The organism is Streptomyces sp. NPDC057249, assembly GCF_042669245.1.
GTDB lineage: Bacteria > Actinomycetota > Actinomycetes > Streptomycetales > Streptomycetaceae > Streptomyces.
Map to the genome: position 1 here is coordinate 277751 of NZ_JBHUXS010000003.1, position 25140 is coordinate 302890.

Annotated in this window: 17 protein-coding genes; 5 read left to right on the plus strand and 12 right to left on the minus strand. The window is 73.1% G+C overall.

Annotated elements, in window-relative coordinates; translation table 11 throughout:
• Positions 1 to 148 precede the first annotated feature (148 nt).
• The 6 genes from ACFUJY_RS07795 to ACFUJY_RS07820 form a co-directional block, all read right to left on the minus strand.
• A complete protein-coding gene (locus tag ACFUJY_RS07795) occupies positions 149 to 1789 on the minus strand; it encodes an ABC transporter substrate-binding protein (RefSeq protein WP_383296016.1) in 1641 nt (546 codons plus the stop codon).
• Between the two features lie 460 nt (positions 1790 to 2249).
• Positions 2250 to 4157 carry a translational GTPase TypA gene (typA, locus tag ACFUJY_RS07800; protein ID WP_383296019.1) on the minus strand — a complete coding sequence of 636 codons (1908 nt, stop codon included), beginning with the start codon at positions 4155 to 4157 and terminating at the stop codon, positions 2250 to 2252.
• 213 nt (positions 4158 to 4370) lie between these two features.
• A complete protein-coding gene (locus ACFUJY_RS07805) occupies positions 4371 to 6707 on the minus strand; it encodes an ABC transporter family substrate-binding protein (RefSeq protein ID WP_383296022.1) in 2337 nt (778 codons plus the stop codon).
• A gap of 220 nt (positions 6708 to 6927) precedes the next feature.
• Entirely contained in the window at positions 6928 to 7479 is a 552-nt protein-coding gene (locus ACFUJY_RS07810; protein ID WP_383296024.1) for an isochorismatase family protein, read from the minus strand.
• A 32-nt stretch (positions 7480 to 7511) separates the two neighbouring features.
• Positions 7512 to 8933: an MFS transporter gene (locus ACFUJY_RS07815; RefSeq protein WP_383296026.1), complete on the minus strand. Its 1422-nt coding sequence runs from the start codon at positions 8931 to 8933 to the stop codon at positions 7512 to 7514.
• The gene (locus ACFUJY_RS07820) at positions 8930 to 9382 is read right to left on the minus strand and encodes a MarR family winged helix-turn-helix transcriptional regulator (protein ID WP_383296029.1); all 453 of its coding nucleotides are present in this window, start codon (positions 9380 to 9382) and stop codon (positions 8930 to 8932) included. Before ACFUJY_RS07820 ends, ACFUJY_RS07815 begins: the two co-directional genes overlap by 4 nt.
• A 140-nt stretch (positions 9383 to 9522) precedes the next feature.
• On the opposite strand from ACFUJY_RS07820, the gene ACFUJY_RS07825 reads away from it, so the two are divergent.
• Positions 9523 to 11631, plus strand: coding sequence for a TPM domain-containing protein (locus tag ACFUJY_RS07825; protein WP_383296487.1), 2109 nt, complete (start codon positions 9523 to 9525; stop codon positions 11629 to 11631).
• 79 nt (positions 11632 to 11710) lie between these two features.
• Entirely contained in the window at positions 11711 to 12424 is a 714-nt protein-coding gene (locus ACFUJY_RS07830; protein WP_383296032.1) for a PspA/IM30 family protein, read from the plus strand.
• Between the two features lie 19 nt (positions 12425 to 12443).
• On the opposite strand, the gene ACFUJY_RS07835 is transcribed toward ACFUJY_RS07830, so the two are convergent.
• The 5 genes from ACFUJY_RS07835 to ACFUJY_RS07855 all read right to left on the minus strand — a co-directional run bounded on the left by ACFUJY_RS07835 (position 12444) and on the right by ACFUJY_RS07855 (position 17493).
• A complete protein-coding gene (locus ACFUJY_RS07835) occupies positions 12444 to 15008 on the minus strand; it encodes a SpoIIE family protein phosphatase (protein ID WP_383296489.1) in 2565 nt (854 codons plus the stop codon).
• A gap of 194 nt (positions 15009 to 15202) precedes the next feature.
• Complete coding sequence (locus tag ACFUJY_RS07840) at positions 15203 to 15631, minus strand: ATP-binding protein (RefSeq protein WP_383296492.1); 429 nt, start codon at positions 15629 to 15631, stop codon at positions 15203 to 15205.
• A gap of 216 nt (positions 15632 to 15847) precedes the next feature.
• On the minus strand, positions 15848 to 16249 hold the full coding sequence (locus ACFUJY_RS07845) for an NUDIX domain-containing protein (RefSeq protein ID WP_383296035.1): 402 nt from the start codon (positions 16247 to 16249) through the stop codon (positions 15848 to 15850).
• A gap of 56 nt (positions 16250 to 16305) precedes the next feature.
• Complete coding sequence (locus ACFUJY_RS07850; RefSeq protein ID WP_164403001.1) at positions 16306 to 16506, minus strand: SPOR domain-containing protein; 201 nt, start codon at positions 16504 to 16506, stop codon at positions 16306 to 16308.
• 234 nt (positions 16507 to 16740) lie between these two features.
• Entirely contained in the window at positions 16741 to 17493 is a 753-nt protein-coding gene (locus ACFUJY_RS07855; RefSeq protein WP_383296039.1) for a GntR family transcriptional regulator, read from the minus strand.
• Positions 17494 to 17695: 202 nt separating this feature from the next.
• Between ACFUJY_RS07855 and ACFUJY_RS07860 the strand changes: the two genes are divergently transcribed.
• Entirely contained in the window at positions 17696 to 19093 is a 1398-nt protein-coding gene (locus tag ACFUJY_RS07860) for a glycoside hydrolase family 18 protein (RefSeq protein ID WP_383296042.1), read from the plus strand.
• Positions 19094 to 19148: 55 nt separating this feature from the next.
• On the opposite strand, the gene ACFUJY_RS07865 is transcribed toward ACFUJY_RS07860, so the two are convergent.
• The gene (locus ACFUJY_RS07865; protein WP_383296045.1) at positions 19149 to 19475 is read right to left on the minus strand and encodes a hypothetical protein; all 327 of its coding nucleotides are present in this window, start codon (positions 19473 to 19475) and stop codon (positions 19149 to 19151) included.
• Between the two features lie 249 nt (positions 19476 to 19724).
• On the opposite strand from ACFUJY_RS07865, the gene ACFUJY_RS07870 reads away from it, so the two are divergent.
• Together ACFUJY_RS07870 and ACFUJY_RS07875 are read left to right on the plus strand one after the other, a co-directional pair.
• A complete protein-coding gene (locus ACFUJY_RS07870) occupies positions 19725 to 21905 on the plus strand; it encodes a M4 family metallopeptidase (RefSeq protein WP_383296047.1) in 2181 nt (726 codons plus the stop codon).
• Positions 21906 to 22074: 169 nt separating this feature from the next.
• A complete protein-coding gene (locus ACFUJY_RS07875) occupies positions 22075 to 24918 on the plus strand; it encodes an AAA family ATPase (RefSeq protein WP_383296050.1) in 2844 nt (947 codons plus the stop codon).
• The last annotated feature ends 222 nt before the right edge of the window (positions 24919 to 25140 follow it).

Below are 25140 nucleotides of genomic sequence, written 5' to 3' on the forward strand. Positions count from 1 at the left end.
GGCGGCGGCAGCCGACGGGCCCTCCCCCGCGCCGACTGCCCCTGAGGGTGGGTCGGTTGCGTGGAAGGGCCCCCCGGCCACTGCGAGCGGCAGGCGCGGGACCGTTCTTCTGCGGTCCCGCGCGTGCGCGCGGACTACGTCGGTGTGGTTACTTCTTGACTTCGATCTGCGTCAGGATCGGGTCGCCATCCTGGGCGTAGTCGACGTTCTGGACCTTCTCCGAGTAGCCGGCGTTGACCTTGTAGTACCAGAGCGGGATGGAGGGCATGTAGTTCACCAGCTCCTTCTCGATCTTCTGGTACGCGGCGACGGAGTCCTCGAGGGAGGCGGCGGAGTCGGCCTTCTTGATCTCCGCGTCCAGGCCCTTGTTCGAGAAGTCGCCCTGGTTGCCCGCGGCGCCGGTACGGAACAGGTCCGAGATGAAGTTGGCGTTCACCGGGTAGTCGAGCACCCAGCCGGAGCGGTACAGGGACTTGACCTGCTTGTCGTCACGCGCGTTGGTGTCGGCCTGGAAGTCGGCCTTCGAGTCACCGGTGCACTTGACGCCGGTCGACTGCGTGATGCTGTTGCAGACCGCCTCGACCCATTCCTTGTGGCCGCCGTCGGCGTTGAACTGGATCGAGATCTTGTTGCCCGGGACGCCGCCGCCGTCCTTGATGAGCTTCTTGGCCTTGGCGGGGTCGTACTTGGTGATGTCGCCGGTGGCGTTCGGCTGGTAGCCGAGCACGCCCTTGGCGACCCAGCCGGTGGCGGGCTCGCGGGTGCCCTGGAGCACGGTCTTGGTGATGGTGTCGCGGTCGATGCCCATCGACAGGCCCTGGAGGACCTTCGGGTCGATGTTCTTCCACTGGTCGGTGTAGAAGGCGACGGCGATCGTCTGGATCGCGGAGTACGCCTTGTCCACGGCGCGGTCACCGAGGTCGGACCGGTAGACCGGGAGGTCCTTCGGGCCGATCTGGCGGAGCACGTCGACGTTGCCCGACTTCAGGTCCTCGTAGGCGGTCTCCAGGGTGGTGTAGTTCTTGAAGATCACACCGCCGTTCTTCGCCTTGTCAAGACCCTTGTAGTCGTCGTTGCGCTCGACCTTGATCTGCTTCTTGTGGTCCCAGCTGACGAACTTGTACGCGCCGTTGCCGACCGGCTTCTCGCCGGCGGCCTTCGGGTCCGCGTAGAAGGACTCGGGCAGCGGGGAGAAGACCGTGTAGCCGAGCTTGTACGAGAAGTACGGCAGCGGGGCGTTGAGCTCGATGGTGAACGTGTAGTCGTCCACCTTCTTCAGACCGGACATGGTGTCCGACTTCGGCTTGGCCTTCGCGTCGGACGGGTGAACGTCCTCGAAGCCCTTGATGTCGCCGAACCAGGACGCGTTGGTCTGGTTGTTCTTGATGTTGGCGGCCCAGTTCCAGGCCTTGATGTAGGACTCGGCCGTGACGGGGGTGCCGTCGTGGAACTTCCAGTCCTTCTTGAGCTTGACCGTCCAGAGCTTGGAGTCCTTGGTGTCGACGGACTCGGCGTTGATCATCTCAAGCTTGCCGGAGGCGTCGTAGTCCACCAGCTGCGAGAAGATCGCGTCGGTGACGATGCTGCCGTTCGACTCCATCGTGTTGGCCGGCTGCAGCGGGTTCTGCGGCTCACCGACCTCGACGGAGAAGAAGCCGTCCGGGTTCACAGCGCCCTTGGCGGTCTTGCTGCCCTTGTCGGCATCGTCGTTGCCGCCACCGCAGGCAGTCGCAGCCAGGGCGATGATGGCCGCTCCCGCGACCCACTTGGCGCTCTTGGCACCACGCATGGGTTTCCTCCTCATGAGTCCACTTTTGACTACAAGAAGGGCACTGGGTCGATACACCGACACCCCTGACGGTGATCGTTCAGTGCCCTTAGTGTGCTCGTGAGTCGGCGCACTCCCCACAGTGCGTGACCCATTGACCCGAGCTCAATGGAGCCAACTATTAAGTACGACAGGGCCGTAAACCACACTTAAAGGGTCTCGGTTTGACAACATCCGGCCCTTGCGTGGACCAAAATCCGGACAAAGTGATCCCAGACAGACACCCCCGAAACGGACTGTTAACACACGTTTCGGAGAGCAACCTCCGATAATCGGACGTTTTTGTCTCAGATGCTGGACGCGCAAGCCTAAAACCGGTTGACCAAGGCCCAGGGCCCCCACAGTGTCTGTGAGGGCCCTGGGCTTCGGCAATGCCTGGTGCTGACGGATCGTCGGCCGAAAACGGCCTACCGGATGCGGCTCAGCCGTGCTTGGCGCGCGAGGCGGTGCGGCTGCGCTCCCGCTGGTCGAGAACGACCTTGCGGATGCGGACGGCCTCCGGGGTGACCTCGACGCACTCGTCGTCGCGGCAGAACTCCAGGGACTGCTCCAGCGAGAGCTTGCGCGGCGGGACGATCGCCTCGAACGAGTCGGCCGACGAGGACCGCATGTTCGTGAGCTTCTTCTCCTTGGTGATGTTCACGTCCATGTCGTCGGAGCGCGAGTTCTCGCCGACGATCATGCCCTCGTACACCTCGGTGCCGGGGTCGGTGAACAGCACGCCGCGCTCCTGAAGGTTCGTCATCGCGAAGGCGGTGACGGCACCGGCGCGGTCGGCGACCAGCGAGCCGTTGTTACGGGTCGTCAGGGTGCCGAACCACGGCTCGTGGCCCTCGTGGATGGAGTGCGCGATACCCGTACCGCGGGTGTTCGTCAGGAACTCCGTACGGAAGCCGATGAGGCCGCGGGACGGGACGACGAACTCCATGCGGACCCAGCCGGAGCCGTGGTTCGACATGTTGTCCATGCGGCCCTTGCGGACGCCCATGAGCTGCGTGACGGCGCCCATGTGCTCCTCGGGCACGTCGATCGTCATGCGCTCGACGGGCTCGTACGTCTTGCCCTCGACGTCCTTGGTGACCACCTGGGGCTTGCCGATGGTCATCTCGAAGCCCTCGCGGCGCATCTGCTCGACCAGGATGGCCAGCGCCAGCTCACCGCGGCCCTGCACCTCCCAGGCGTCGGGGCGCTCGGTGTCCAGGACGCGGAGCGAGACGTTGCCGATCAGCTCGCGGTCCAGGCGGTCCTTGACCTGGCGGGCGGTGACCTTGCGGTCCTTGACCGCGGCCTTGGCGTCCGCGCCCTTGCCGGTGCCGCCCCGGCCGACCAGCGGCGAGGTGTTGGTGCCGATGGTCATGGAGATCGCGGGCTCGTCGACCGTGATCAGGGGCAGCGCGACCGGGTTCTCCGGGTCGGCCAGCGTCTCGCCGATCATGATCTCCGGGATACCGGCGACGGCGCAGATGTCACCGGGGCCGGCCACCTCGGCGGGCTTGCGGGTGAGCGCCTCGGTCATCATCAGCTCGGTGATGCGCACGTTCTGGATGGAGCCGTCGCGCTTGATCCAGGCGACCGTCTGGCCCTTGCGCAGCTCGCCCTGCTCGACGCGGAGGAGCGCGATGCGGCCGAGGAAGTTGTCGGCGTCGAGGTTGGTGACGTGGGCCTGGAGCGGCGCGCCCTCCTCGTACGTCGGGGCCGGGACGTGCTCCAGGATCGCAGAGAAGAACGGCTCCAGGTTGGTGGAGTCCGCCGGGACCGTGCCGTCCTCCGGCTTGGTCAGCGAGGCGATGCCGTCACGGCCGCACGCGTAGACGATCGGGAACTCGATCTGCTCCTCGTCCGCGTCCAGGTCGAGGAAGAGGTCGTAGGTCTCGTTGACGACCTCGTCGATGCGGGAGTCCGGGCGGTCCGTCTTGTTGATGCACAGGATGACGGGCAGGCGCTGCTGGAGCGCCTTGCGCAGCACGAAGCGGGTCTGCGGAAGCGGGCCCTCGGAGGCGTCGACCAGGAGCACGACCGCGTCCACCATCGACAGGCCGCGCTCGACCTCGCCACCGAAGTCGGCGTGGCCGGGGGTGTCGATGATGTTGATGGTGATGACGTCGCCGCCATCCTTGGGGTGGTACTTCACGGCCGTGTTCTTGGCCAGGATCGTGATGCCCTTCTCACGCTCCAGGTCGTTCGAGTCCATCATGCGGTCGTCGAGCGACTCTGCGGCGTGCGCGGCGAACGAGCCGGCCTGCTTGAGCATGGCGTCGACGATGGTCGTCTTGCCGTGGTCGACGTGGGCGACGATGGCTACGTTACGGATGTCGTGGCGCGTGGGCATGTGTGGCTTGCGCTTCTCTCGGATCGGGGATTCAGGCGCCTGGGTCGGTCTTGAGTCCTCGTACGCCCGCCGGGCGGACGCGCCACGGCTACTCCCCATGGTACGGGGCGGGCGCTGCTGCGGCTTCCCCGGCAAGTTTCCGGGGCCGCCGGCGGACATGCCCGTGCCCGCCGGCGGACCGGCGGGCAACGGTTCCGAGCTGGTCGGCGGGCCCTAGTTGCGCTTCTCAGCCGGAGCACCCGCCGCCCGCGGGGCCTTGTAGCCGATGTCCTGGTAGTGCGGCACCCCGAGGCCGAAGGCGCCGACGTTCACGAGTTGCTTGCCGGTGGCGACGAGCTGGGGGCGCTGGAAGAGGGGGATCGATCCGGCGGCGGCCCAGATCCGGGCGTCGGCCTGCCGTACGAGGTCCCGGGCGGCCTTCTCGTCCAGCTCCGAGGCCGCCTGGTCGAAGAGCTGGTCGATGTGGTCCGTGCCGACGCGGGTGTAGTTCTGCTCGACGAGCAGCGAGCCGTCGGACGCGGGCAGCGGCTTGGCGAAGATCGGGCGGTCGTCGGTGGCCGGGTAGGCGGTGGCGGGCCAGGAGTACAGCGCCATGTCGTAGTCGCCGGAGGCCACGTGGTCGCGGAAGTAGCTCTCGTCGGAGACCTTGCTGATCACGGTGCGGATGCCGATCGTGTCGAGCATCGCGGCGATCTTCTCGCCGACGGTACGCAGTCCGGCCGAGCCGGGCCCGGACGGCAGGACGAAGCGCAGGCTGAGCGGCTTGCCGTTCTTGCCCAGCGGACCGCGCGCGGTGTCGGCCGCCCGCGCCGGAGCCGCGGTACCCGCCGGGGCATAGGCTCCGGCGGCGCCCCCGGGCTGCCGGTCCTGGGCCCGGATCGCGTCCGGGGCGTCCTCCGAGGTGCCGGTGGCGCCGAGGTGCCCGGCCTGGCGCAGCAGGGCGGCGCTCTGCGCGGCGGCGTCGGGGGCCGGGGCGAGGGCCCGGGTGTCGCCGGGCTTTTCGTCGTCGCCCACGATGTAGAGGCCGTCGTCGCCGGGTTCGCCCGGGGCCGCGCGGTCCGCCTTGCCGTCGTCCGCGTCCTTGCCGGCGCTCCCCTCCTTCTTCTCCGCGTCCTTCTTCGCCCCGTCCTTCTCCTGCTTCTCGCCCTCGCTGCCGGCCTTGGTGCCGTCGCTCCGGCTCAGGGCGCCCTCGCGCGTCCAGCCCGCGTCGGCGAGCAGTGCCTGCGCCTTCTCGGTGTCCTGCTTGCCGAGCGCGTCACTGCCGTCCCGGTACGCGGGCTGCCCGGCGACGGCGAGATGGCTGCCGAGCGGTTGCGCGGGCAGTCCGAGCGGCCCCAGCACGGTGTCGGCGAGCTCCTGGCGGTCCAGGGCGCGGGCCACCGCCCGGCGCACCCGGTCGTCGGCGAGCGGCCCGGTCTCGCCGTTCAGCGCGAGCTGGGTGTACGCGGGCTCCAGTGATTTGCGGACCACGTACGCGCGCAGCCCGCTCTGCTCGGTGGCGTACGCCTCGGCGGCCCTGGCCTTGTCGTCCCGCGCCTCCTGCTCCTCCTCGGCCGCCTCCTCGTCGGTGCCGTGCGCCACGGCCCAGGAGCGCAGGGCGTCCGCCGGGCTCCGGGCGGCGCCGGGGCCGTGGGCGGGCGGTGCGCCGGCCGCGCCCTCGCGAGCCGCCTGGGCGATGCGGTGGGCGGTGGTGGGGTCGATGTCGGCGACGTCGACGGCGCCCTCGGCCAGTGCCTCGGTGCGGTCCCCGGGCTCGACGGCCTTGAAGACCAGCGAGTCCAGCTTGGCCCGGCCGCCCCACCAGCGCGGGTCGCGGGTCAGCGTGACGGACCCGGCCTTCTTGTCCACCTCGCGCAGCCGGAACGGGCCGGCGGTCGCCTTGAGGGTGGTGCGCGCGCCGTCGTTGAAGGCGTCCGGGGAGCCCGTCACCTGCTTCGGGTAGAGCGGCGAGAACAGCGAGCGCCAGTCCGCGTACGGCTTGGCGAAGGTGACCTTGACCTCCAGGTCGTCGTGGCCGCGCTCGATCTTCTCGATGCGTTCGTACCCGGCGTTGCGGGCGGTCCAGAACGCGGAGTCCTTGCCGCTCAGGGCCCGCCACTGGGCGACGAAGTCCGGGGCGCCGATCCCCCGGCCGTCGCTCCAGACGGCCTGCTGGTTGAGCCGGTAGACGACGACCTGGCGGGGCTCGGTCTCGGTCACCTCCGCCGATTCGAGGTAGTCCGGGTTGAGCTGCGGCCGGCCCTGCGCGTCGAGCGGGAAGAGGGTCGGCAGCAGGGCGCCGGTGATCCGGGTGGTGGCGCTGTCGGCGTCCGCCTGGAAGGCGTTGAAGGTGGCGGGCAGCGCGTCGATCGCCCAGGTGACCTTGCCCCCGTCGGCGACCTGGGCGCGGGCGGCGCGGGCCACGTCCTGCGGTACGGCGGCGACGGCCGCGGTCTCGTCCCCGTCCGAGCTGCATCCGGCCAGCACGGGGAGGGTGAGGACGCCTGCGGTGAGGAGGGCGGGGATGCGCCTCTTCCGGGCCGTCCCGCGCGGGACGCCGACGTGGGACATGGCTGATACCTCCGGGGACGGCCCGGTCCGCACCGGGAATGGGCCTGATTGAGCGTTTTTGGTGGCATTTGCAGTTGATCACACTGGTTCCGCCCCTCCACTGAAAACGCCCACGCGCGGGAACGCCGCACCGACACGGCGCGTCCGCCCCGAAGCCCACCCGTACGGCGGAGCGCCGCGGCCCGGGTGGGCCGCGACGCTCCTTCCGGTACCGGCCTGGTCAGCCCAGGAGCTTGACGATCTCGTCGGTCGTGCCGGTCTCGCCGAGGCGCGGGAAGATCAGCCGCACGCTGTTGTCGTGGGCCTCGCCGCTCATGTCGGTCATCGCGTCCGTGGCGAGGGTGACGTGGTAGCCGTGCTCGTGCGCGGAGCGGGCGGTGGACTCGACACCGATGCTGGTCGCGATGCCGGCCACCACGACCTGGGTGACGCCCCTGCGGCGGAGCTGGAGGTCGAGGTCGGTGCCGTAGAAGGCGCCCCACTGCTGCTTGGTGACGACGACGTCGCCCTCGCGCGGGCCCAGCTCGGGGACGATCTCGGCCCAGTCGGCGGCCGGCTTCCCGGACCGGGCCGGGCCCTCGGTGCGGCCGGGGGCGCCGCCGGTGACGCGGACGAGGACGACGGGCAGGCCCTTGGCCCGGAAGGCGTCGGCGAGGGTCGCGGCGTTCGCGATGACGTCGGCGGAGGGGTGGGCGGTGGGCAGGGCGGTGATGCCCTTCTGGAGGTCTACGACGATCAGCGCGGTGCGGGGGTCGAGGACGGTGGCGGTCATGGTGGTGCTCCTTGGGGTGGTGCTTGAGGGGGTCAGGTACGCCCGCGCAGGGCGCGGTCGGTGACGGTGAGGACGATGAGCAGGACGCCCAGGACCGCGGCGACGGCGGCCATCAGGTGCAGCCCCCGGTCGCCGGCCGACTGCCCGTAGGCCAGGGCGATGAGGCCGGAGGCGGTGATCGCCCCCGTGTACTGGGCGGTGCGCTGGAGGCCGGCGGCCGAGCCGACGGAGGCGGGCGGCGCGTAGGCCTGCACGGCCGCCTGGTTGCTGGTCCCGATCAGCCCCTGCGGGATGCCGAAGCAGGCGCCGGCGAGCAGCAGGAGGGCGACCGGGGCGTCGCCGGACAGCAGGAACAGCATCCCGGCTCCGGCGGTGAGCAGGACGCCGGCCAGGACGAGCGGGCCCCGGATGCCCTTCGTACGGGCGCCGAGCAGCGAGCACACCAGCGCCGCGACGGACATCGGCAGCATCAGGAGCCCGGTGTGCCCGGACGAGTAGCCCCGGGCCTCCTCCAGCCACTGGGTGTATCCGTACATCACGCAGTAGATGAGCAGATAGCTGACGCCGTGCCGGAGGTACGTACGCGAGAGCGCGCCGTTGCCCGCGAGCATCCGCAGGTCCAGGAAGGGGGCGGGGGCCCGCAGCTGCCACCGCACGAGGGCGGCGCCCAGCGCGGCGAACGGTGCGAGCAGCCACCACACGGGGTGCGCGAGGTCGAGCAGGAAGAAGGCCAGGACGGTGAGCGCGCCCGCGAACAGGCCGATGCCGAGCGGGTCGAGCCCCAGCCGGGGCGCCGGGCCGGCGGTCGCGCGGGCACGGGGCGGGTCGGCGGGAATCCAGAGCAGGGCCGCACCGAGGGCGATCAGCGCCACCGGCACGTTGACGGCGAAGATCCCGCGCCAGCCGGCGGTCATGACCAGCAGCCCGCCGAGCGTCGGCCCGACCGCCGCGCTGCCGAGCGCGGCGAAGGAGAGCCGGGCCAGCACCGGGCGCGGGACCGCCCGCCCGATCCGGGCCGATTCGTCGCGCAGCACCGCCATCGCGGCCGGGTAGGCCGCCGACGTACCGACGCCGAGCAGCAGCCGCGACACGAGCAGCTGGCCGAAACCCTGCGCGAAGGCGCCGACCAGGCCGGAGGCGACGACCACGACGAGTCCGGCGAGGAAGACCCGGCGCGGACCGAGGACGTCGGCCAGCCGGCCCAGGACGGGCTGGGCGACGGCGCTGGCGAGGTAGAGGACGGAGATCAGCCAGGCGGTGTCGGCGGCGCCGACGGAGAAGTGGTGCCCGATCGCCACCAGCGCGGTGGAGATCATGGTGGTGTTCAGCGGGTTGAGCAGCGAGCCGAGCAGCAGCGGTGCGGTGAGCCGGGCACTGAAACCGGGGCCGGCCGCCGTCCGGTCCGGGCGGGCCGCCGCGCGGACCGCCCCGGAAAGCGCCTCGCGAACGGTCACGAACCGACCAGGCGTTCGATCAGGGCCACGGCCTCGGCGACCGTGCGCCGCTCGTGCCCGTCCAGCTCGGCGGCGACGGCCTCGGCCAGCCAGTTCCGCTTGGCGGCCCGGACCCGGGCGAGTGCGGTGCGCCCGGCGTCCGTGACCGACATGACCGACTTCCGCCCGTCGGCCGGGTCCGGCGCCCGCTCGACGAGCCCTTGCGCCTCCAGCGCACCCAGGGTCAGCCGCATGGACTGCGGGCGCACGAATTCGGCGCGGGCCAGGTCCGCGGTGGTCGCGGCGCCCCCGTCGTCCAGCCGGGCCAGCACCGAGCGCTGGGTCGGCGTCAGCAGCGACTCCGACGAGGAGGAACGCAGCCGCCGCAGCAGCCGGCTCACCACGGCGGCCAGCTGGTCCGCCACCTCTTCGGCCGTGGGGTCGGGGGCCGCCCCGGATGCTTGCGTCATACATCAACCGTACGAGAACGACAGGCCACCTTGCAAGGCAGCCTGTCGTTCTCCACCGGCCACCGCGCCCCACCCCGCACGGATGCCTCGTGTCGCGGCCACCGAGGGGTGGACATAGCCTCACAAACGTGACGCCGCCCGTGAGCCGAAGCCGGAACCTCATACCGGGCCGGGCCCTGCTCGCCGTGCTCCTGACGGTGTGCTGGCTGGCCCTGGCCCCCGTACCGGCCGCCCGCGCCGACGACCCGGTCACGCTGTCCCGCGACGGGCAGATCACCGACAAGGCGGGCGCCCTCGGCGACCGCCGCCCCCAGGTGGTCACCGCCCTCGACCGGCTCTACGCCGAGCACCGCCTCCAGCTCTTCGTGGTGTACGTACGCGACTTCTCCGGGCGCTCCCCGCAGGACTGGGCCGACCGGACCGCCGACCGCAACGGCCTCGGCCGCGACGACGTCCTGCTGGCCGTCGCCACCCACGCCCGGCAGTACGCCTACTCCGTCGACCAGGACGCCCCGCTCACCGACGCGCAGCTCCGGGACGTCGCGAACACCGCGATCGAGCCGGCGCTCAAGGAGAACGACTGGGCGGGCGCCGCGATCGGCGCCGCCGACGGCTATGCCGCGGTCCTGTCCGGCGAGCCCGTGCCCGTCCCGGCGATCACCCCCGGCGCCGCCGACCCGGGCTCCGGCTCGGGCGGCACCAGCACCGGCGACCTGCTGCTTCCGATCGTCCTGCTCTGCGCGGTGGCGGCCGTCGCCGCGTACGCCTTCCTGCGGCGAAAGAGGCGCGCCACCACCCGTACGACGCCCGGCACGACCGGCTGGGGCGGCGGTGTGCCCCCGCCCACCCCGCTGCCGGAGCTCGACGCGCAGGCCGAGCAGACGCTCGTCGCCACCGACGACGCGGTCCGCACGAGCGAGGAGGAGCTGGGCTTCGCCACCGCCCAGTTCGGGGAGGAGGCCGCCGCGCCGTTCGCCGAGGCGGTGGCGTACGCCAAGGGCGAGCTGACCACCGCGTTCCGGCTGCGCCAGCAGCTGGACGACGCGTTCCCGGAGGACGAGGCGACCCGCCGGCGGATGCTGGACGAGATCATCAGCCGCTGCGCGGACGCCGACGGCCGCCTCGACGCGGTCGCCGAGGACTTCGACCGGCTGCGCGAGCTGGAGCGCGAGGCACCGCAGGCCCTGGCCGCCGCGGAGACCGCGCTCCGCGAGCTGACCGGCCGCGTCCCGGCCGCCCGGTCCGCGCTCGCCTCGATGCGCGAGCGGTACGCGGACCAGGCGTCGGCCTCCGTCGCCGAGGACGCCGACGAGGCCGGGGACCGGCTCGACTTCGCCACCTCCTCCCTCGGCCGGGCCCGGCAGGCGGTGGACGGCGCCGACCACGCGGCGGCGGCCGTGTACGTCCGGGCCGCCGAGGGCGCGCTCGACCAGGCGGGCACCCTCGTGGACGGCGTGGAGCGGCGCGCCCGGGAGCTGGACGAGGCGGCGGACCGGCTGACCGCCGCGCTGACGGAGCTGGACACCGACCTCGCCGACGCGGGCGGGCTGCTCGACGGTACGGCGCAGGGCACGTCCACCGCCGACCTGCGCGGCCGGATCGCCCGCGCCCGGGCGGTGGCCGCCGATGTGGCCGGGGAGCGGGGCGGCCGCTACGACCCGATCGACGCGCTGCGCCGGGTGGAGGAGGCGGACCGGGCGCTGGACGAGGCACTGGCCGGGGCCCGCGAGCGGGAGCAGGGCGACACCCGGGCGCGCTCGCTGCTCGACGGGGCGCTGCTCACCGCGCGCTCGTCGGTGGCGGCCGCCGCGGACTTCGTCACGACGCACCGGGGCGCGGTCGGCAGCACCGCCCGGACCCGGCTCGCCGAGGCCCAGCGCCGGCTGGAGCGGGCCGCCGCGCTGGCCGGGACCGGCGACCCGCAGGCCGCCCTGGCCGAGGCGAACCGCGCGGACGCGCTGGCCGGCGAGGCGCGCGGCCTGGCCGAACAGGACGTACGCGGGTACGGCTACGGCGGGCGCGGCGGCCCCGGTGGCATGGCGGGCGGGGGAGGCGGGGGCATGGGCGGTGCGGTGCTGGGCGGCATCCTCCTCGGCGGCCTGATGGGCGGCGGCGGCCGGGGCGGCTTCGGCGGCGGCGGCTTCGGCGGCGGCGGCTTCGGCGGAGGCGGCGGGGGCTTCGGCGGCGGGCCCGGCAGCTTCGGCGGCGGCGGGACGCGGGGCCGCCGCGGCGGCGGAGGGCGCTTCTGACGCGGGGAGCGCCCCGTGCGTCCCGTACCCCCGCACACGTAACCCCACGAGCAGCACCACCCGACGAGAGAGGCCCCCCATGAGCAAGCAGACCATTCTCGGCCGTGTCACCCAGCTGGCGAAGGCCAACATCAACGCGCTGCTCGACCAGGCGGAGGACCCGCAGAAGATGCTGGACCAGCTGATCCGCGACTACACCGCCAACATCGCGGAGGCCGAGCAGGCGGTGGCCGCCACCATCGGCAACCTCCGCCTGATGGAGCAGGACCACGTGGAGGACGTCGAGGCGGCGCGGGAGTGGGGCGGCAAGGCGCTCGCCGCGAGCCGCAAGGCCGACGAGCTGCGGGCGGGCGGCTCGGGCCCCGAGGCGGACAAATTCGACAACCTGGCGAAGGTCGCGCTGGGCCGGCAGCTCCAGTCGGAGAAGGAGGCCAGGACCGCCGAGCCGACCATCGCGGCGCAGACCGAGGTGGTCGGCAAGCTCAAGGCGGGGCTGGACCAGATGAAGGCGAAGCTCTCCGAGCTGAAGGCCAAACGGGACGAACTGGTGGCGCGCGCCAAGTCGGCGCAGGCGCAGAACCGGATGATGGACGCGGTGAAGAGCATCGACGTCCTGGACCCGACGAGCGAGCTGAGCCGGTTCGAGGACAAGGTGCGGCGCGAGGAGGCACGGGCCCTGGGCAAGCAGGAGCTGGCGGCCTCCTCGCTGGACGCGCAGTTCGAGGAGCTGGACGCGCTGGGCGACAGCGCCGAGGTGGAGGCCCGCCTCGCGGCGCTGAAGACGACGAAGTGAGCCGGGTCCCGACCACTGCTCAGAACATGCTGAGCAGCTCCTCCACCGAGCGTTCGGCGGCCGGCCGCCCGTCGGGCAGCGGCAGTTCGAACCAGACGGTCTTGCCGCGCGGCGTCCGCCTCGCCCCCCAGGCCGCGCTGAGGAGCCCCACCAGCTGGAGGCCCCGGCCGCCCTCGTCCGTGTCCCGGGCGCGCCGGCGCCTCGGCTGGACGAGACCGGCGTCCCACACCTCGCAGACCAGGGTGCGGTCGCGCAGCAGGCGGAGCCGGATCTCGCCCTCGCCGTAGCGCAGGGCGTTGGTGACCAGCTCGCTGACCAGGAGTTCCGTGGTGTCGACCAGGTCATCGAGGCCCCAGCTGGTCAGCTGGCCCCGGGCGAGTTCGCGGGCGCGGCCGACCGAGCGGGGCTCGCGGGGCAGCCGCCAGTCGCCGACGGCCTCGGTGGGCAGGCCCTGGATACGGGCCATCAGGAGCGCGATGTCGTCCTCGCCGTGCCGGGTGTGCAGCGAGCCGAGGACCCGGTCGCAGACGTCCTCCAGCGGCTGGGCCGGTTCGACCAGCGCCTTGCGGAGGGCGGCCAGGCCCTCGTCCAGCGGGTGGTCGCGGGACTCGACCAGGCCGTCGGTGTAGAGGGCGAGGAGCGCGCCCTCCTTCAGCTCCACCTCGACCTCCTCGAACGGTTCGCCGCCGACGCCCAGCGGCATCCCGGGCGGTACGTCGAGGAGCTGCGCGGCCTCGCCCGGCTCGACCACGACGGGCGGGAGATGGCCCGCGTTGGCGAAGGTGCAGCGCCGGGTGACCGGGTCGTAGACCGCGTAGACGCAGGTCGCCAGGTACACCTCGGAGAGGTCGGCCTCGCGGGACTTGTGCGCGGCCCGGGCGGGCCACTGGGCGCCCCCGCCGCCGGACGCGGACGCGGCACCGGGGGTGCCGAGGCCCCGGGCGACCTCGTCCAGCGCGGACAGCACCTCGGCGGGTTCCAGGTCGAGCAGGGCCAGCGTGCGCACGGCGGTGCGCAGTTCACCCATGGCCACGGCGGCGCGCAGGCCGCGCCCCATCACGTCGCCGACGACGAGGGCGGTGCGGTGTCCGGGCAGCTCGATCACGTCGAACCAGTCGCCGCCGACCTCGTTGGCGGTGTTGCCCGGCAGGTAGCGGCAGGCGATGTCGAGCCCGGCGGCCTCCGGGTCGCCGGGGGGCAGCAGGCTGCGCTGGAGGATCAGGGCGCGTTCGTGCTCGCGGCGGTAGAGGCGGGCGTTGTCGATGCAGACGGCGGCGCGGGCGGCCAGCTCGGTCGCGAGGGCCCGGTCCCGGGCGTCGAACGGCTCGCTGCCCTTCGTACGGGAGAAGCGGACGAGCCCCACGACGGTGTCGTGGGCGACCATCGGCACGGCCAGCGTGGACTGCACGAAGCCCCGGTCGTCGCCCGGCACCTCCTCCACGCGGCCGGTGCGCAGGGCCACGGCGCACGGGGAGCCGAAGGGGTAGCGGTGGACGGAGCCGAGGGCGGGGGGCGCGGCTCCACCGCCCGGCGGTCCGGAGTCGGAGGCGCCGGGGGCGGGGTGGGGCAGGGCGTCGGACACGGCGCTGGCGAAGGCGACGCGGCGCAGGTTGGCCGAGCCGCCGACCGCCTCCCGGCCGAGCGGGCTCCAGCCGCCGGGCGCCGTCTCGTCCCCGGTGAGCAGGGCCTGGTAGAGGTCGACGGAGGCCAGGTCGCAGAAGACCGGGACGGCGACGTCGAGGAGTTCGCGGGCGGTGGTCTCCAGATCCAGGGAGTTGCCGATGCGGGCGCCGGCCTCGTTGAGCAGGGCGAGGTTGCGGCGGGCATTGGCGGCCTCGCGGGCGGCGGTGTGACGCCGGGTCACGTCGGTGGCGAGTCCGGCGATGCCGATGGGGCGGCCCGATCCGCTGTGCACTCGGTAGAGGTTCATCGACCAGTGGCGGCGCTCGGTGTCACCGGGGGCCATGCCGACCAGCTGGAGGTCGGTGACGGAGTTGCCCGTGTCCAGGACCCGTTCGAGCGTGGCGGTCAGCCGGTCGGCCTCGGCGCCGGAGAGGTAGTCGCCGACGGTGCGGCCCCGGTGGTCGTCGGCCCGGCCGCCGAAGACGGTGGCGAAGCGCTCGTTGGCCCGGACGACGGTGAGATCGGTGCCGAACAGGACGAAACCGAAGGGAGATTGGCCGAAAATCGCCTGCGAGGCGGCGAGGTCCGTCTCGATGCGGCGCAGCGCGCGGACGTCCACGACGATGCAGACCGCCGCCCGTTCGCCGGTGGCCGTCTCGCTGGGCATCACATAGATCTCGGCCAGTCCGTGCGCCCCGCCCTCGCCGGGCATCCGGAACGGGACGAGACCCGTCCACTCCTTGCCGTCGAGCACCTCGCCGACCCGGCGGTGGCCCTCGCGGCGGACCTCGCCGGGCAGGAACGCCTCGACCGGGTCCTTGCCCACGGCCTCGTGGGCGGCCACGCCGAAGAGACCGGCGGCCCGGCGGCTCCACTGCTCGATCAGCCCGTCGGGCCCGATCGAGAAGGAGGCGACTCTGATGTAGTCGTAGATCGAGCCGGGCGGACTGCTCTGCCACACGACGTCGCCCGCTGTCCCAGGTATTTCGCTCACGCGACCGTCCCCTCCAGCTCACACACCGGACCGGTCATGCCCGCAGTATTCAGCACTACGGCCCCGTCCGGCACGGCGTTCACGATCACAGCACGGTCTCAGTCCCTTTCAGCCAGGTTCGGCCCCGACCTCCGGTGATCGCTGTGCGTCCCACCTCACTCCTAACCAGGCAGAGCCAGCTCGAACCACACCGTCTTGCCGCTCTTTCCCCGCCGGGTGCCCCAGCGCCGGGCCGCACAGGCCACGAGCTGCAGTCCCCGCCCGGACTCGTCGTCGGGTCCCGCCGTACGTTCGGTGGGTGGATCGGGGAGGGGATCGGAGACTTCCACGAGGAGACCGGGCCGGGCGGCGGAGCGGTCCCCGCCCGGCCCCGGGCGCCGCAGCCGCACCCCGATGGGACCGGGGGTGTAGCGCATGGAGTTGGTGACCAGCTCGCTGACCAGCAGCATCGCTTCGTCACCGACGGCGGCGTCGAGCCCCCAGCCGCGCAGGGTGTCCTGGACGGCATGCCGGGCGGTGCGCACGGCACCGGGAACAGCCGGAAAGCTCCACTCGGCGTGATCGCCTTCGGTATCGGTCACGCCGATCACTCCCAGAGCCGGCAACGGTGACGTCCTGTACGCGGGGGCCAAACACCACATACCCGATAACACGGAGCAAATACCGCTGGGCTCGACACGCGGGGCGTACGGGTGTACGGCGGCGCGCACGTACGGGTGCCCGGGAAGCGGGGGCGCACACCCCCGGTGCCGCGCGCCGCACCATGATCCGCGCGCCACGCCGGGACACCTCAGGACGTCGGCGCCTCAGGCCAGGTCGCCCGACGCCCTGAGGTCGTCGAAGAGCAGCTGATCGACGGGCGGCACCCGGTCGCGGTCGGCGTACGAGAACCACGCCACGTCCTCGATCTCGCTGCTGGCCCTCAGCTCACCGCTGAACCCGGCGGTGTAACAGGCCATCCGGACCACCGCGCCGTCCGGGAGGCCGGGCCCGCCGGCCTCGTACGTCCCCACGTGCGCGACGGACTCCGCGTCGATGCGGACCGTCAGCTCCTCCTCGATCTCGCGCACGAGCGTGTCGAGGTCGCTCTCGGCGCCCTCCCGCTTGCCGCCCGGGATGTAGAAGACGTCCTTCCCGCGCGGGCGCGCGCACAGGATGCGGCCTCCCTCGATCCGCACCCACGCCACCGTGTCGATCAGCACCCGCACCACTCCGCCTCACGCCTCACCGGGTCGCGGGTCGCGTGGGCGCGGTGCGCCCCCCGTTACGACTGGGCCGCCTGCCCGACCCGCTCCACCCAGTACAGCTGCTTGTGTCCCCGGTCCTGCAACTTGTCGGCCGCACGCTGGGCCTCGCCCTGCGTGGCGTACCTGCCCACGCGGTAGCGGTTGCCGTTGTCGTCCTGCCGTATCACCAGCCAGGGAAGCACGGCACCGCTGTCACTCATCGTGTTTCTCCCGAGCATCGCGCCCCTCCCCTGAACGATGTGCACGCTTCTAAGGAACTCCAGGAAACCCCGGTACGCATATGCCTGAGCCTACGCCTGACCTTCACTCAACGGATACGTCTTTACACAAAGAGGTACCGATCCGGCCAGGAACGGACCAACGCCCCGGGGGCGCATTCTCGCGAATGCGCCCCCGGGGCGTTGCGGTGAGAGCGGGACATGACAATCGGGAGGAACCCGGTCCGCCGCAGGTCACCTCACGGGGAGCCGGTAGCCCACCCGGTAGCGGTCGGCCGGCACCACCACGTCGGCGGTCTCGACGGGCCGCCCCGAGGCGTAGAAGGTCCGCTCGACCACCATCACCACATGGCCGGGAACCCCGCCCAGCGCCAGGAGCTCCTCCGCAAGCCCCGGGCGCGCGCCCACCTGCTCGGCCACGTTGTCCACGACCACGTCGATCGCGGCCATCCGCTCGACCACCCCGCAGCCGCCCAGCGGGCCCTCCTCCGGCAGCATGACCGGCGTGCGCCCGGTGATCGCCAGGGGCTCCCAGGAGGTGGAGAGCATCACCGGCTCACCCGCCTCCCGGAACACGTAGTGCGTGCGCATCACGCGGTCGCCCGGTTCGATCCCGAGCCGGGCGGCGATCTCGGCGCTCGCGTCCTCCTGCTCGCTGCGCGACTCCCAGGTCCCGCGCACCCCGTCCGCCGCCTGCTCCTGGCGGAACGGGCCCGCGCCCGCCTCGGGCCGGAAGCCGGAGCGCTCGACCATGCGGGGCACCGGCCGCTCGCGCACGTACGTGCCGGAGCCGGAGCGGCCCTCGACCAGGCCCTCCGCCATGAGGACCTTGCGCGCCTCCAGCGCGACGGTGTCCGAGACCCCGTACTCCTCGCGGATGCGCGCCTGAGACGGCAGGCGCGTATGCGGCGGCAGCAAACCGTTGACGATCTTCTCTCTCAGATCGCTCGCCACGCGCAGATAGGCGGGCTGCTCACCGAAAGCCACAGGCCACTCCCCAAGAGGTTGACGGACTGCGACAGCGTCGCAACCGTGGGTTCCGAATCGCAAGCGCAGGCCACAGTTTCACTCGAAGTGATGACATTGAGCGGGCCTGCGCATAGTCCGCGACGCGCGGTCCGGAACCCCTTGGAACCGCCTTTGCCAAACCCTTGACCGCGTTTGGTCCAGACCAATAACTTCTGGCCTCATGCGTCGAAGAACCTCGTCTTCACTCGCCATCGCCGCCTGCGCCATCACGCTCGCGGCCTCCTTCTCCCCCGCCGCCAACGCCTCGTCCGGGCACGGCGGGAGCCACGGACACCACGGCGGCGGCAGCGGCCACCACGGCTCCGCCCCCGACTACAAGCGCGTCGGCTACTTCACCCAATGGGGCGTCTACGGGCGCGACTTCCAGGTCAAGGACCTGGAGACCAGCGGCACGGCGGCCAAACTCACCCACATCAACTACTCGTTCGGCAACGTGAGCGCGGACGGCACGTGCTTCACGGGCAATGTGCCCGGCGAGGCCGACGCCTGGGCGGACTACGTGCGTCCGCTCGACGCGGCCGGCTCCGTGGACGGAGTCGCCGACACGGACGACCAGAAGCTGGCGGGCAACTTCAACCAGCTGCGGGAGCTCAAGGCGAAGCATCCCGGCCTCAAGGTGATGATCTCGCTCGGCGGCTGGAGCTGGTCCACGCACTTCTCCGACGCGGCCCGCACCGCCGCGTCGCGCAAGGCGCTCGTCGCCTCCTGCATCGACCTGTACATCAAGGGCAACCTGCCGGTGGACGGGACGCGTGGCGGCGAGGGCGCGGCGGCCGGGCTCTTCGACGGCGTCGACATCGACTGGGAATGGCCGGGATCAGCCGGTGACACCGACACGGTGTACCGCCCGGAGGACAAGCGGAACTTCACCGCCCTGGTCCACGAGTTCCGCACCCAGCTCGACGCGTACGCGAAGAAGGCCGCCAAGGACCGGAAGGGCCGGCACCACGGCGCGAAGCCCAAGCACTACGAGCTCTCGGCGTTCGTCCCGGCGGCCCCCGAGAAGATCGATGCGGGCTTCGACGTACCGCGCATCATGCGGGACTTCGACTTCGTGAACCTCCAGGGGTACGACTTCCACGTCTCCGGCGAGGCGACGACCGCCCAGCAGTCCGCGCTGTACGCGAAGGGCGACTACAGCGTCGACCGGACCGTGCGGGACTGGCTGAAGCGGGGCGCACCGGCGCGCAAGCTGGTGATGGGCATGCCCTTCTACGGCCAGGGCTGGACGGGCGTGACCGGCGGCGGCGACGGCCTGGGTCAGCCCGCGGCGGGCCCCGCTCCGGCGACCTGGGCGGCCGGTTACGAGGACTACAAGGCCCTGAAGAAGCTGGCCGAATCCGGTACGTACCAGGTGCACCGCAACGTCCGCGACGGCAGCGCGTGGCTGTTCGACGGCACCACGCTGTGGACGTACGACGACCCCCAGGTGCTGCGCACCAAGACCGCGTACATCCGCGACCACCGGCTCGGCGGCGCGATGTTCTGGTCGCTGGACGGTGACACGGAGGACGGCGAGCTGATCACGGCCGTCGACCGCGGCCTCTCCCGCCGCTAGGAACACCCCGGGGGGCGGCCGCCGGTGTGCGGCCGCCCCCCGGTCGTGCGTACGGTCACCAGTCGACGGTCTCCGTCCAGACGGACTGGATGTAGCCCGCGCCCCACGGATTGGTGGCGACGGACGCCTGACCGACCGGGGCCCAGTCGCCGAGGACGATCCGCTGCGGAAGGCGCGGGTCCAGGGCGTTGAGCACCGCGTGGACGCGGTGGTGGCCGGTGCCGCCCGTGCACAGGCTGGACATCGTGCTGCCGGCACCGCCCCCGTAGGAGACCGTGCAGTTGGTGGGCGCCGCCTGGGCGGAGGGGGCCGTCGTCAGCATCGCGCCGGCCACGGCCATGGCGACGGCCGCGCCACCTATCACACTGCGCTTCCCGAACATGAGACTCCTTGGGTCCAGTGGAGGGGTCCAGTGATGAGGGTTTCGCCGAACGCTGCCCATATTTGGTCCAGTCCAATCGCGGCGACAGGGCTCCGGAACCCCCGCATAGGGAAACCCCTCGGCATTCGCCCGGTGCCTGGCAGACCCGCCGGGCGGCTCCCCACACTCGTGCGTCGGCACCGCCCCCACCACCCCACGGGACGGTGGCCGGATTCCGCCTGTACGAGGTGAAAGGACACCCCCGTTCCTATGTACATACGAAGAGCCACGAGGCTTCTGACGGCCACTCTGGCCTGTGCGTGCGCCTCCGCCATCGCCCTCCCCGCCGCGTCGGCCGCCCCGGCGCCGCCCGCCCCCGCCCCCGCCGCCGGGCCCCACGCCTTCGCCCCCGCCCCGTACACGACGAACCCGACGGCCGCCGTCCGGCGCGATGTCGAGGCCGACGCGAGGAAGGCCCTGTCGGCCCACGGGCGGGCCGCGCACCGCGGCGCCTCCGACGCCTTCACGGTCCGGAACCTGGTCGTCGACCGCGACGGCTCCGCGTCCGTGCGCTTCGACCGGACGTACAAGGGCCTGCCGGCCTACGGCGGCGATGTCGTCGTCCACCTGAAGAGCGACGGCGGCTACGAGTCGCTGACCAGCGCCGCCGAGGCCGCGCCCGCCCTGTCCACCGATCCCGGGCTGACCGCGTCGCGCGCCGCGAAGCTCTCGGAGAAGGCGTTCCGGGGCTCGGCCGACGCGGTCTCGACGCCGCACCTCGCGGTGCAGCTGGACGGCGACGGCTCCACCCTGGTCTGGGAGACCGTGGTGAGCGGCGTCCGCCCGGACCAGACGCCGAGCCGGCTGCACGTCCTGCTGGACGCCCACTCCGGCGAGGTCGTGCGCACCCGGGACGAGGTGAGCACCTTCGCCCCGGCGGGGCCGTCCGCCCGGGCCCGTACCGCCGCCGCGGCTCGCACGGCCGCGCCCGCGCCGTCCGCCGCCGCCACCGCGGTCACCGGCCGTTCGATCTACAGCGGCCAGGTGTCGCTGGACGCCACCCGGTCCGGCAGCGGCTACAGCCTCCAGGACCCCTCGCACGGCAACGGCTACACGACCAACCTCAACCACGCCACCAGCGGCACGGGGTCCCTCTTCACGAGCTCCACCGGCACCTTCGGCAACGGCTCCCCCGGCGACCCGGCGTCGGCCGGCGTCGACGCGCACTACGGGGCGGCGAAGACGTACGACTACTTCAAGACGGCCCACGGCCGCAACGGCATCTTCGGGGACGGCCGGGGCGTGCCCTCGCGGACCCACTACGGCAACGCGTACGTGAACGCCTTCTGGGACGGCAGCCAGATGACGTACGGCGACGGCCAGGGCAATCAGCGCCCGCTGGTCGAACTCGACGTCGCCGGGCACGAGATGGCCCACGGCGTGAGCGGCGCGCTCACCGGCTGGGACGAGACCGGCGAGACCGGCGGCATGAACGAGGGCACCAGCGACATCTTCGGCACGCTGGTGGAGTTCTACGCGAACAACCCCGTGGACCAGCCCGACTACACCATGGGCGAGCTGATCAACATCAGCGGCGACAACCGGCCGCTGCGCTGGATGAACCAGCCCTCGCTGGACGGCTCCTCGCCCGACTGCTGGAACAGCAACAACGGCAGCCTGGACCCGCACTACTCGATGGGCCCGCTCAACCACTGGTTCTTCCTGGCCGCCGTCGGCAGCGGCAACCACGGCTACGGGAACAGCCCGACCTGCGACAACTCCACGGTCACCGGCATCGGCAACGACAAGGCCGGCAAGATCTGGTTCAAGGCGCTGGCCACGTACGCCAACAGCCGGGAGAACTACCACCAGGCGCGCATCGACTCGCTGAAGGCGGCGGCCGACCTCTACGGCGCCCACTGCACCGAGTACAACACCGTGGACGCCGCCTGGGCGGCAGTCAGCGTCACCGGCGCCGACCCGGTCCCCGGCACCTGCGACAGCCAGCCCGGCTCGCCCTCGGTGACCAACCCCGGCGACCAGACCACCGCCGTGGGCACCGCCGTCTCGCTCCAGATCCGGGCGAGCGACCCGGACGGCTCGACGCTCACCTACAGCGCGACCGGCCTGCCCGCCGGACTGGCGGTCGACGCCTCGACCGGCCGCATCACCGGAACCCCGACCACCGAGGGCACCTCATCGGTGACCGTCACCGCGAAGAACACCGCCGGGGCCACCGGCACCGCCGCCTTCACCTGGACCGTCAACGGCGACGGCAACCCGCCCGAGGGCTGCGGCGACCTGCCGGCCTGGAGCGCCACCACCCCGTACGCCCCGGGCGACCGGGTCGCGTACAACGGCCACACCTACACCTCGCAGTGGTACTCCACCGGTGCGGAGCCGGGCGCTCCGGGCTCCTGGGCGGTCTGGACGGACGGAGGCGCGTGCTGAGCCGCTGACGGAGGCCACCGGCCACGGCGCGCGCGCCGTGGCCGGTCAACACCTCGGCCCCTGACGCCCCGTTGACCTCTCCCTCGCCCGGTCCTACATTCGGGGCCGGTCATGGGCGGGCCCCGCCGCACGGGCGGCGAGGGTACAAGGCTGCGCGCGAAGGGGCCCGATGACCCGCACCGGACACGACCGTTCCGCCGCCCCCGGCGGCACCCGCGGCGCGCTGCGCGAGGCGGCCCGCGCCCAGCTGGAGGGCGGCGGTTCCGTCCTCCTCACCGGTCCGGAGGGCATCGGCAGGAGCACGGCGGCGGCACGGATCGCGGACGGCCTGGCGGCGCGCGGCCACCGGGTGCTGCGCTGCTCCCCGTCCCCGGCCGACCGGGACAGCCCGTTCCTCGGGCTGATCGACCTGCTGGGCCCGGCCGGTGACGAGGCCCTGGCCCCGCTGGGCGCCCATGAGCGGTCCGTCCTCGACGGCGCCCTCCTGCGCGGGGCGCCGCCCGCCGGCACCGACCCCACGGCCGGCCGGGACGCGCTGGTTCTGCGGGCCGCTGTACGCAAGGTGCTCGCCGCGCTCGCCACCGGGGGGCCGCTGCTCCTCGTCGTGGACGACGTGCAGTGGCTGGACGAGCCGACGGCCCGGGTCCTGCTGTTCCTGGCCCGGCGCACGGGTCCGCACCACGCCGTGCTCGCCACCCTGCGCACCGCGCCGCAGACCGGCCCGGACGCCTCGGCCGCGCGCGGGCTCTGCCCGCAGCCGGTACGGACGCTGCCGCTGCCGCCGCTGTCGGTGCGCGAGACCGCGGACGTGCTCGACGCGCACGGCCTGCACGGCGGGCCGGCCTGGCCCCGGCAGCTCGTCGCCCGCCTGCACGAGGCCGCGTCCGGCAACCCCCGCACCGCTCTGGAGCTGGCCGCCGGGCTGCACGAGTCGACCGCCGCCGGAGTCCCGCTCCCCGACGCCTGGGAGCCGCTGCCGGTCCCCGCAACGCTGAGCCGGCCCGTCCTGGACCGGGTGGAGGCCCTGCCGGCGCGGGCCCGGCAGCTGCTGCTCACCGCGGGCGCCGCGGTCCGTCCGACGGTGGAGCTGCTGCGCCGGGCGGGCTGCCGGCAGGCCGCGGCGGACGTCGACACCTGCGTACGGCACGGGCTGCTGGCCCCGCCGGACCGGGGCGCGCTGCGCTTCGCCGACCCGCTCACGCCGATGGTGCTGGAGGCGCGGGCCCCGTACGCGCTGCGGATGGAGGCGCACCGCGCCCTGGCCGGGGCGGCCGACGACCCGGTGGAGCGGGCCCACCACCTCGCCCGGCTGACGGCGGGCCCCGACCCGGCGGTCGCGGACCGGCTGGTGGAGGCGGCGTCGGCGGCCAGGCGGCGGGGCGCGCCCGGCACCGCGGCCCGGCTGGGACGCCTCGCGGCCCGCCACACGCCGGACGACGCCGCGCAGACCGGCACGGTCCGCCGGCTGGCCGCCGCCGAGGACGCGCTGGACGCCGGTGACCTCGACTTCGCCCGGGAGCTGGCGTACGAGGTGCTGGGCGACGCGGTCCGGCCCGCCGACCGGGTGCGCGCCTGGACGGTGGTCGTGGACGCCTCGGGCCAGGCGATGTCGGAGATCGCGGACGTCTTCCCGGCGGCGGTGCGGGACGCGGGCGACGACCCCGGGCTGCTGGCGCCGCTGCACTACCGGATGAGCTGGCACGCCTGGATGGTGGGCGGTTCGGCGGAGCGGGCCCGCGATCACGCCGCGCGCGCCGCCGGGCTCGCCGCGCGGGCGGGCGACCGGCGCACCGAGGTACTGGCGCTGGCCCAGCAGGCGTCCCTGGAGCTGTTCCTCGGGCGGCCGGACGCGGAGTCGACGCTCGCCGCCGCCCTGGCCGCGCCGCACGACGCGTACGCGATGAGCCACCACAACGGGCCGATCTACCTGAAGCACCGCTTCCACCTGGCGCACGACCAGCTGGACGAGGCGCGGGCGGAGCTGCGGACGCTCGTGTACACGCTGCGCCGGCGGGGTTCGGCGGACTGCCTGAGCCAGTGCCTGATCGGTCTCGCCCAGCTGGAGATCCAGCGCGGACGCTGCCGCCAGGCGCTGTCGATGGCCCGGCAGAGCCTGCGGATCGCCGAGGGGGCGGGGCTGAGCCAGGGGCCCGCCTGGTACGCGGTGGCGCTGGCCGAGACCGCGGGCGGCAGTCTGAGCCAGGCACTGGCGGCGGCGGAGGAGGCGAGGCGCCACAGCGAGGACGACGACGACCGGCTCTTCCTGCCCAGGGCGCTGCACGCGGAGGGCCGGATCAGGCTGTTCGGCGGCGAGTTCGGGCGGGCGGCGGCCCTGCTGCGCCGTACGGCGGAGCTGGAGAGCGCGCAGGGCCAGGGCGACCCGGCGGCCCGCCGCTGGCACGCCGACCTCGCGGAGGCGCTGGCGCGCTCCGGGGCGGTGGACGAGGCGGAGGCGGTGGTCGAGCGGGCCCGCGCCCAGGCGGTCCGGCTCGGCCGCACCGGTGTTCTCGCGGCCCTGGACCGGGCGGCTGCGGCGGTGTGCGAGGAGCGCGGGGGCCTGGGGGCGGCGGCGGTGGGGTACGAGGAGGCGGCGGCACGGCTGCGGGGCGCGGGGTACGCCCTGGAGGAGGCCCGTACCCGGGTGGCGCTGGGCCGGGTGCGCCGGCGCCTCGGCGACGAGGGAGCCGCCCGGGCCGCGTTCACGCTGGCGCTGCGCGTGTTCACGGCAGCGGGGGCGCGGGCCTGGGTGGCAGGGGTGCGGGCGGAACGGGACCGGGCGGCGGAGGCGCCGCTGCCGCACCTGGACGGCCCGTCGTGGCCGGAGCGGCTGAGCTCGACGGAACGGAGTGTGGTGACGCGGGTGGCGCAGGGAGCGACGAACCGGGAGATCGCGGCGGGCCTGACGCTGAGCGTGAAGACCGTGGAGGCGGCGCTCACCCGCTCCTACCGGAAGCTGGGGGCGAAGTCCCGGGTGGAGATCGCGCGGATCGTCCTGACCCGGCCGACGATCTGACGCCCGCTCAAGAGCTGCATTCGCAAGCCCTATTGACGAGTACACGCCCATGAGTATGGTCTAGACCTAAGGTGAGCCGTGGTCGCCCTGGGCGGCCGGCGGCGCGCGTGGGGACTGCGGGCGGCGCCCCCTCGCCACCGGCCGTACCCCTGCCCCCACCGCGCCGGCACCCCCCGAACAAGGCCGCTGCCCGGTGCGGGCATGTCCGACCGCTGCCGTCAC